The sequence below is a fragment of the Kitasatospora sp. NPDC059803 genome, from assembly GCF_042732255.1.
Lineage (GTDB): Bacteria > Actinomycetota > Actinomycetes > Streptomycetales > Streptomycetaceae > Kitasatospora.
The window spans coordinates 1-10,136 of sequence record NZ_JBHWIJ010000306.1; the positions used below are offsets into that span (position 1 = coordinate 1).

At 75.1% G+C, this 10,136-nt stretch carries 4 protein-coding genes; all 4 read left to right on the plus strand.

Going from position 1 to position 10,136, the window contains the following annotated elements; translation table 11 throughout:
* Positions 1 to 460: phosphopantetheine-binding protein (locus ACFV6I_RS33055; RefSeq protein WP_380429362.1), on the plus strand; the 460-nt coding region annotated here is incomplete at its 5' end.
* Complete coding sequence (locus tag ACFV6I_RS33060; RefSeq protein WP_380429365.1) at positions 457 to 7,734, plus strand: amino acid adenylation domain-containing protein; 7,278 nt, start codon at positions 457 to 459, stop codon at positions 7,732 to 7,734. The genes ACFV6I_RS33055 and ACFV6I_RS33060, both read left to right, overlap by 4 nt.
* 50 nt (positions 7,735 to 7,784) lie before the next feature.
* Positions 7,785 to 7,988, plus strand: a complete 204-nt coding sequence (locus ACFV6I_RS33065) for an MbtH family protein (protein WP_063348727.1) — start codon at positions 7,785 to 7,787, stop codon at positions 7,986 to 7,988.
* Between the two features lie 463 nt (positions 7,989 to 8,451).
* On the plus strand, positions 8,452 to 10,083 hold the full coding sequence (locus ACFV6I_RS33070; protein WP_380429367.1) for a carbohydrate binding domain-containing protein: 1,632 nt from the start codon (positions 8,452 to 8,454) through the stop codon (positions 10,081 to 10,083).
* Positions 10,084 to 10,136 lie beyond the last annotated feature (53 nt).

The window sequence follows — 10,136 nt, forward strand, 5'->3', positions numbered from 1 at the left end:
ACTGCTGCCCGGCTACATGATCCCGGCGTCCTGGCTCGTCCTCGACACCATGCCGCTCACCCCCAACGGCAAGCTCGACCGCAAGGCCCTGCCCAGGCCCGACCTGGGGGACCAGGAGGAGGCCCGCGCGCCGCGCACCGAGCGCGAGCAGGTGCTGACCGAGATCCTGGCCGAGGTCCTGGGCACCGGCCGGGTCGGCATCGACGAGGACTTCTTCGCCCTCGGCGGCGACAGCATCCGCTCCATCCAGGTCGTCAGCCGCGCCCGCAAGGCCGGACTCACCCTCACCACCCGCGACATCTTCACCCACAAGACCGCCGCCGCCCTGGCCCAGGTCGCCGAGGAGCAGGAGCAGAACCCCGCCGAGCCCGCCCCGACGGAGCCCGAAAGCAGTCTGATCGCCCTGTCCGACGAGGAACTGGCCGATCTGGAATTCGAGTTGAATGAGGAACTTTCGTGACGACCGCCCCCAGAACCGGGTCGAAGATCAGCGAAGTACTTCCGCTCTCCCCCCTCCAGCAGGGGCTGCTGTTCCTGTCCTCGTACGACCAGGCCTCGCCCGACCTGTACACCCTCCAGTTCGTCGCGGAGATCGACGGGCCGGGCGCGGGTGACGGCGAGCAGCTCGCCGCCCGGCTGCGCGCGGCCTCGGCCGCGCTGCTGCGCCGGCACCCCAACCTGCGGGCCTGCTTCCGCAACCGCAAGACCGGCGAGCCCGTCCAGGTCGTCCTCAAGGAGACCGAGGTCGAGCCGCAGTGGCAGCTGCACGACCTCACCCACCTGCCCGAGGCCGACCGGGAGGCGGAGGCGCAGCGGCTGACGCGTGAGGACCGGCTGCGCCGGTTCGACCTGGCGCGGCCGCCGCTGATGCGGTTCACCCTGATCCGGCTCGGCGCGGGGCACCACCGGTTCCTCTGGTCGGTGCACCACATCGTCATGGACGGCTGGTCGTTCCCGCTGGCCGTCCGCGAGCTGGTGCTGCTCGGCGACGAGGCGGGGGCGGCGGCGCTGCCCGCACCCGCGCCGTACCGCTCGTTCCTGACCTGGCTGAACGGCCGCGACCGGGCCGCCGCGCGGGCGGCCTGGGCGCAGCTGCTGGACGGCCTGGACGGGCCGGTCCGGGCGCTGCCCGGGGCCGGCGACGGCGATTCCCTCGAACTGCCGTCGCTCGTGCGGGGGTTCCTGTCGCCGGAGCGCACCGCGGCGCTCGCCGGCTGGGCGCGCGGCCGGGGCCTGACCCTCAACACCGTGGTGCAGGGCTGCTGGGCGCTGCTGCTCGGCCGGCTCACCGGCCGCGAGGACGTGGTGTTCGGGTCGGTCACCTCCGGCCGCCCGGCCGAGGTCCCGGACGTCGAGTCGATGATCGGCCTGTTCGCCAACACCCTGCCGGTCCGCGCCGATCTGCGCCCGGACCAGCGGGCGAGCGAGCTGTTCGAGGCGCTGGCCCGCCAGCAGCTCGCGATGATGCCGCACGAACACCTGCCGCTCGCCGAGGCGCAGGCCGCCTCCGGCGTCCAGGGCGAGCTGTTCGACACCGTCCTCGCCTTCCAGAGCTACCCGCTGGACGAGGCCGCGCTGTTCCGCGAGTCGGGCGGCACCGTCAGCTCCGCCCAGGTGCTCTCGGCCACCCACTACCCGCTGAGCCTCACCGTCTTCCCCGGCGAGCGGCTGAACCTGCACCTCGCCTACCGGCCCTCGGCCTTCGCCGAGGCCGCCGAGCACACTGACGCCGCCGAGGACCCGCAGTCGTCCGCGCAGCGCGTCCTGGACCGGCTGGTCCGCGTCCTGGAGCAGGTCGCCGACGACCCGCAGGCCCCGCTCGCCCGGCTCGGCGCGCCCGAGCCCGCCGAACTGGCCCGCATCCTCGGCGAGTGGAGCGGCGCCTCGGCCGCCCCCCGGGAGCCCGCGCGGCGCGCCACCGTCGCGGAGCTGTTCGCCGAGCAGGCCGCCCGCACCCCGGACGCCGTCGCGGTCACCGCCCCCGGCGAGGCCGCCCTCAGCTACCGCGAGCTGGACGAGCGGGCCAACCGGCTCGCCCACCTGCTCGCCGCCCGCGGCGCCGGCCCGGAGAGCCTGGTGGCCGTCGCGCTGCCGCGCGGCGCCCAGCTGATCGTCGCCGTCCTGGCCGTCCTCAAGGCGGGCGCGGCCTACCTGCCGCTGGAGCCCGGCCACCCGGCCGACCGGATCGGCTACACCCTGCGCGACGCCCGTCCGGCGCTGCTGCTGACCGCCGGCGGCGTGCTGCCCGAGCCGCCCGACGCCCCGGACCTGCCGCGCCTGGACCTGGACGCCCCGGAGACGGCCGCCGCGCTGGCCGCCCACCCGGCCACCGCCCCGGACACCGCGGCCTCCCCCGAGCACCCGGCCTACGTCATCTACACCTCCGGCTCCACCGGCCGCCCCAAGGGCGTCGTGGTGCCGCACCAGAACGTGGCGCGGCTGCTGGAGGCCACCGACGACTGGTTCGGCTTCGGCCCCGGCGACGTGTGGACGCTGTTCCACTCCATCGCCTTCGACTTCACCGTCTGGGAGCTGTGGGGCGCGCTGCTGCGCGGCGGCCGGCTGGTCGTGGTGCCGTACGACGTGTCGCGCTCCCCCGACGCCTTCCTGGACCTGCTCGCCGAGGAGCGGGTGACCGTCCTCAACCAGACGCCGTCCGCCTTCTACCAGCTGATGCGCGCCGACGCCGACCGCCCGCGCCCGCTCGCCCTGCGGACCGTGGTGTTCGGCGGCGAGGCGCTGGACATCGGCAAGCTCACCGACTGGTACACCCGGCACGCCGACGACGCGCCGCGCCTGGTCAACATGTACGGCATCACCGAGACCACGGTGCACGTCTCCTACCAGGAGCTGGACGCCCCGACGGCCGCCGCCGGCGGCGGCAGTGTGATCGGGCGCGGCATCCCGGACCTGCGGGTCTACCTGCTCGACGGCGCCCTGCAGCCCGTCCCGGCCGGCGTGCCCGGCGAGCTGTACATCACCGGCCCCGGCCTGGCCCGCGGCTACCTGCGCCGCCCCGACCTCACCGCGGCCCGCTTCGTCGCCTGCCCGTTCGAACCCGGCGGCACCCGGATGTACCGCACCGGCGACCTCGGCCGCTGGCGGGCCGACGGCACCCTGGAGTACCTGGGCCGCGCCGACGAGCAAGTCCAACTGCGCGGCTTCCGGATCGAGTTGGGCGAGATCGCGACCGTCCTCGGCCAGCACCCCGCGGTCGCCGAAGCGGCCGTGATCGCCCGCGAGGACCGGCCCGGCGACCAGCGCCTGGTCGCCTACGTGGTGCCCCGCGACGGCGCCGACCCGGCCGGGCTGCGGGAGTTCGCCGCCGAGCGGCTGCCCGAGTACATGGTCCCGGCGGCCGTGGTCCCGCTCGCCGCGCTGCCGCTGACCGCCAACGGCAAGCTCGACCGCCGCGCCCTGCCCGCCCCCGCGTACACCACCTCGGCCCGCAGCCCGCGCACCGCCGAGGAGGAGCAGCTCTGCGGCGTCTTCGCCGAGGTGCTCGGACTCGACCGGGTCGGCGTCGACGACGACTTCTTCACCCTCGGCGGCCACTCGCTGCTCGCCACCCGGATCGTCAACCGGGTCCGCGCCGAACTCGGCGCCGAACTCCAGGTGCGGGACCTCTTCGAGGCCCCCTCCCCCGCCCGCCTCGCCGAACGGCTGGCCGCCGCCGCACCCGGCCGCGCCCCGCTCGCCGCCGGGCCGCGCCCGGCCGTGCTGCCGCTGTCGTACGCGCAGCAGCGGCTCTGGTTCGTCGAGCACCTGGGCGCACCCGGCGGGCTGTACGCCATCCCGCTGGCGATCCGCCTCTCCGGGCGGCTCGACACCGCCGCCCTGACGGGCGCCCTGCACGACGTGGTCACCCGGCACGAGGCGCTGCGCACCGTCTTCCCGCAACGCGCCCCCGCCGGGGCCACCCCCGGGACCACCGGCAGCGGACCGGCCGAACAGCGGGTGCTCACCCCGGCCGAGGCCGCCGTCCCGCTCCCGGTGAGCGAGACCACCGAGGCGGGCCTGCCCGCCGCCCTCGCCGCCGAGGCCGCGCGCGGCTTCGACCTGGAGCACCACCTCCCGCTCCGCGCCCGCCTGTTCCGGCTCGGCCCGGACGAGCACGTGCTGACGATCGTCCTGCACCACATCGCCGGCGACGGCTGGTCGCTCGCCCCGCTCACCCGCGACCTCACCGCGTACTACCGGGCCCGGGTGGCCGGCCGCCCGGCCCAACTGCCGCCGCTGCCCGTCCAGTACGCCGACTACGCCCTGTGGCAGCGCGGACTGCTCGGCGCGGAGGACGACCCGCAGAGCGAGCTCACCCGCCAACTCGGCTACTGGAGCGAGACCCTGAAGGGCCTGCCGGAGGAACTGGCGCTGCCCTTCGACCACCCGCGCGGCACCCGGGCCGAGCACCGCGGCGACGTCGTGCGCACCACCGTGCCGCAGCCGCTCACCGCCGAGCTGCACCGGCTCGCCGCCGCCTGGGGCGTCAGCGCCTTCATGCTGCTGCGGGCCGGACTCGCCGCCCTGCTCACCCGGCTCGGCGCGGGCACCGACATCCCGCTCGGCAGCCCGATCGCCGGCCGCACCGACGAGCGGCTCGACGAGCTGGTCGGCATGTTCGTCAACACCCTGGTGCTGCGCACCGACACCTCCGGCGACCCGGGACTGCGCGAGCTCGCCGAACGGGTCCGGGCCTACGACCTGGCCGCCCACCAGCACCAGGACGTGCCCTTCGAGAAGCTCGTCGAGGTGCTCAACCCCGAGCGCTCGATGGCCCGGCACCCGCTGTTCCAGGTGATGCTCGGCTTCCAGCAGGCCGGCCCGGCCCCGGCGCCCGAGGACGACCCGGAGCTCGCCGTGACCGAGCAGCCGGTGCCGGTCCGGACCGCCAAGTGGGACCTGTTCTTCCAGCTCACCGAGCAGGCCGGCGGCGCGCTCGCGCTCGCCGTCGAGTACCGCACCGACCTGTTCGAACCCGCCACGGCCCGCCGGATCACCGACGCCTACCTGCGACTGCTCGCCGCCGCCCTCGCCGAGCCCGCCCGGCCGCTGTCCCGGCTGGACCTGCTCGGGCCCGAGGAGGAGGCCGAACTGCTCGCCCTCGGCACCCACCGGGCCGGCACCCCGCGCAGCACCCTCACCGCCCTGGTGGACCGCCGGATCGCGGCCACCCCGGACGCGGTCGCGCTGGTCCACACCGAGCCCGGCCACCCCGAGCGGCTGCGGCACACCAGCTACGCCGAACTGGACGCCGAGGCCAACCGCCTGGCCCACCTGCTGACCGCGCGCGGCGCCCGCCGGGGCGACCTAGTGGCGCTGCGCCTGGAGCGCGGCCCGGCCGTGGTGAGCACCCTGCTGGCGATCGCCCGCACCGGCGCGGCCTACCTGCCGATCGACCCGTCCTACCCCGACGAGCGGGTCCGCGACATGCTGGCCGACAGCGGCGCCCGGCTGCTCGTCACCGAACGCTCCCTGGCCGAACGGGAGCTCCCCGCCGGGGTCGTCAAGCTGCTCCTGGACGCCCCCGAAACCCTGGCCGACCTGGCCGGCCGGCCCGTCACCGCCCCGATGCCAGCCGCCCCGATCGACCCCGACGACCTGCTGTACGTCATCTACACCTCCGGCTCCACCGGCAAGCCCAAGGGCGTCGCGGTCCCGCACCGCGCCGCCGTCCGCCTGGTCCTGGGCCTGCCGGAGCTGGCGCCGACCGCCGCGGACACCTTCCTCTACTTCGCGCCGGTCGCCTTCGACGCCTCCACCTTCGAGATCTGGGGCGCGCTCGCCCACGGCGCCCGGGTGGCGGTCCACCCGCCCGGCCCGGCCGACCCGCAGGCCCTGGAGTCCTTCCTGGCCCGCGCCCGGGTGAGCGTCGCCTTCCTCACCACCCAGTTGTCCAACACCATCGCCGACACCCGGCCGCGTGCCCTGGCCCCGCTGCGGGCGCTGCTCACCGGCGGCGAGGCGCACTCCCGCGACCACCTGGACCGGCTGCGGGCCGCCCTGCCGGACACCACGGTGTTCAACGTGTACGGCCCCACCGAGACCACCACCTTCGCCACCGGCCAGGACCTCGGCCGCGCCGAGGGCACCGTCCCGATCGGCCTGCCGATCGGCGACACCCGCGCGTACGTCCTGGACGAGGCGCTGCGGCCGGTGCCGCGCGGCGTGGTCGGCGAGCTGTACCTGGCCGGCGAGGGCCTGGCCCGCGGCTACCTCGGCCAACCCGCGCTGACCGCCGCCCGCTTCACCGCCTGCCCGTTCGGCGCGCCCGGGGAGCGCATGTACCGCACCGGCGACCTGGTCCGCTGGGACCGGCACGGCCGGATCGAGTACGTCGCCCGCGCCGACCAGCAGGTCAAGATCCGCGGCTACCGGGTCGAACTCGGCGAGATCGAACGGCTGCTGGCCGAGCACCCGGCCGTCGCCCGGGCCGCCGTCCTGGCCCCCGCCGACGCCGCCGGCCAGCGCCGCCTGGTCGCCTACCTGGTGCCCGCCGACGGCCGGCCGACCCCCGGACCGGCCGAGTTGCAGGGCCACCTGGCCCGCTCGCTGCCCGGCCACATGGTGCCGGAGAGCTACACCGCGCTGCCGGAACTGCCGCTGAACGCCAACGGCAAGCTGGACGTCAAGGCCCTGCCCGCCCCCGCGGCCACCCCCTCGGCCCGCGCCCCGCGAGCGCCCCGCACCGAGCCGGAACGGCTGCTCTGCGCCGCCGTCGAGGAGGTCCTGGGCACCGGCCCGGTCGGCCCCGACGACTCCTTCTTCGCCCTCGGCGGGGACAGCCTGAAGGCGATCCGGCTGGTCAACGCGGCCGGCCGGGCCGGGCTGCCGATCAGCCTCGGCGCGGTCTTCGAGCACCGCACCCTGGAGGCGCTGGCCGCGGCCGCCGCCACCGGGGGCGGCGCGGTCGACCTGCTCGGGCCCGTCCTGCCGATCCGGCCCACCGGCGGGCGGCCCCCGCTGTTCTGCGTGCACGGCGGCCTCGGCTTCGCGATCCCGTTCGCGGCGCTCGCCGAGCACCTCGACCCGGAGCAGCCGGTCTACGGCCTCCAGGCCCGCGGCCTGTCCGACGACGGCCCGCTGCCGACCGACCTGGGCGACGTCGCCGAGGAGTACCTGGCCCGGGTGCGCGCCGTACAGCCGCACGGCCCGTACCACCTGCTCGGCTGGTCCTACGGCGGCGTCGTGGCGCACGAGATGGCCGTCCGGCTGCACGCCGCCGGCGAACAGGTGGCGTTCCTGGCCAACCTGGACGCCTACCCCGACGACGCCCTCGGGGCCCGGCCCAGCGACGCCGAGTTCCTCGCCGACTTCCTGGCCGAGGCCGGGGTCGACGCGGCGGAGCCGGAACGGCTCACCCCGCAAGGCGTCGCCGCACACCTGGCCCGCACCGAAGGCCCCCTCGCCGCGCTCGAACCGGGTACGCTGGAACGGCTGCTGGGGGTCATGCGGAACAACCTGGAGCTGTTCCAGCGGTTCACCCCGGGCCGCTTCGACGGCTGCCCGATGACGCTCTTCGTGGCGGTCGGCGGCGACACCCGCCCCACCCCGGAGGAACGCGCCCTCAAGGTCAAGAGCTGGGAGCCGCACGTCGGTTCCGCCGTCCTCGCGCACGACGTGGACAGCGGGCACCAGCAGCTGCTGCAACCCGCACCGGCGGCGGCGATCGGCGCGGTCGTCGAACACGCCCTCGCCGCCCTGGCCGCGAGCCCGACCGGCACCCCGACCACCTGACGCCCGGTCAACCCGGCACGTCCCGCGATCCCGAGATCTGGAGAACAGTCATGGCGAACCCCTTTGACCGCGAAGACGGCACCTTCCTCGTCCTCGTCAACGCGGAGGGGCAGCACTCCCTGTGGCCGTCCTTCGCCGCCGTCCCGGAGGGCTGGTCGGTGACCCTGGAAGCCACCGACCGGGCCACCGCCGTCGCCCACATCGAGGGCAACTGGACGGACATGCGCCCGCTCAGCCTCCAGCAGCAGGGCTGACCGGCCGGGCCCGCGCCCGGAATCCGGAAGAACGCCGCCGGACGGCTCCGACCCCGCCGCCCGCCGCCCCCCCCGGGGCCACGCCCGGGCCCCTGCCCGGTGAAGCGGGCGGGGCCGTACGGCCTGACGTCGGGTTCTGCTGCGGTCGGCCGGGCCGTACCCCGCGATTGGTCCAGACCTATTGACGAGCTGCGCCGCCCCTCCTACGATCCGGTCCGGCACAGCCCCACATGTCCCCACCTCACCCACAGCCGGGCGTCGCGCCCCCACGCGTCGGTCATGTCCATGGCGCTCGGCGGGAAGGGAACGCAGCATGTTCCGTCGAAGGTCGCGTACTCCACGTCCGTCGGGCGAGGTCCGCCCCTGTCCGGATCCCGGCCGCCTCGAAGGCGACCGGGCCGGGAACGAGCCGCTCCGGGCCCCTGGCCCGCAGCCGCGGGCGAGCGTGGAACGCGCAGCGCAGGTGAACCGGACCAGCCGCGCCCAGCACGGGCCGAGCGTCCTGCGGCGCTCCCTCGCCGGGGTGAGCGCCGTCGCCGTCATCGGCGCCGGCATCGCCGTGGCCGGCTCCGTCACGGCCGGGGCCGCCACCCCCAACCTGGTGGCCAACCCCGGCTTCGAGAACGGGCTCTCCGGCTGGACCTGCTCCGGCGGCTCCGGCGCGGTCGTCAGCAGTCCGGTCCACTCCGGCGCCGCCGCGCTCAAGGCCACGCCGACCGGCCCGGACAGCGCCCAGTGCAGCCAGACCGTCAGCGTGCAGCCCAACTCCCAGTACACGCTGAGCGCCTACGTCCAGGGCAGCTACGTCTACCTGGGCGCCACCGGCACCGGCGCCGGCAGCGACCCGTCCACCTGGACGCCGAGCAGTGCGTCGTACGGCCAGCTCAGCGTCGGCTTCACCACCGGGCCGAACACCACCTCGGTGACCGTCTACCTGCACGGCTGGTACGGGCAGCCCGCGTACTACGCGGACGACGTGTCGCTCACCGGCCCCGGCGGCAGCAGCCCCACACCGACCACCCCGCCGCCCACGACTCCGCCGCCGACCACTCCGCCGCCCACCACTCCGCCGCCCACCACTCCGCCGCCCACCACTCCGCCGCCCACCACTCCTCCGCCGACCACCCCGGCGCCGGGCGACACCTGCCCCACGAAGCCCAGGCCGTCGGGCAAGGTCCTCCAGGGGTACTGGGAGAACTGGGACGGCGCCGCGAACGGCGTCCACCCCGGCATGGGCTGGGTCCCCATCACGGACAGCCGGATCGCCGCACACGGCTACAACGTCATCAACGCCGCCTTCCCGGTGATCCTCTCGGACGGCACCGTCCAGTGGCAGGACGGCATGGACGCCAACGTCAAGGTCTCGACCCCCGCCGAGATGTGCCAGGCCAAGGCGGCCGGGGCGACGATCCTGATGTCGATCGGCGGTGCCGCCGCAGGCATCGACCTGAGCTCCAGCACCGTCGCCGACCGGTTCGTGGCGACGGTCGTCCCGATCCTCAAGAAGTACAACTTCGACGGGATCGACATCGACATCGAGACCGGCCTGTCCGGAAGCGGCAGCATCGGCACGCTGTCCGCCTCCCAGGCCAACCTGATGCGCATCATCGACGGCGTACTGGCCCAGATGCCCGCGGGCTTCGGCCTGACGATGGCCCCCGAGACCGCGTACGTGACCGGCGGAAGCGTCACCTACGGCTCGATCTGGGGCGCCTACCTGCCGATCATCAAGAAGTACGCCGACAACGGGCAACTGTGGTGGCTGAACATGCAGTACTACAACGGCAGCATGTACGGCTGCTCCGGTGACTCCTACCAGGCCGGCACCGTGCAGGGCTTCACCGCGCAGACCACCTGCCTGAACAACGGCCTGACCATCCAGGGCACCACCGTCAAGGTGCCCTACGACAAGCAGGTGCCCGGCCTGCCGGCCCAGCCCGGCGCGGGCGGCGGCTACATGGACCCGGGCCTGGTCGGCCAGTCGTGGAACGCGTTCGGCGGTTCGCTGAAGGGGCTCATGACGTGGTCGCTCAACTGGGACGGCTCGAAGGGCTGGAGCTTCGGCGACAACGTGAGGTCCCTCCAAGGCCGTTGATCATCAGCTGATCACCCGCTGACGTCCCGCCGGCTTCCCGTGCACCGGTGCAC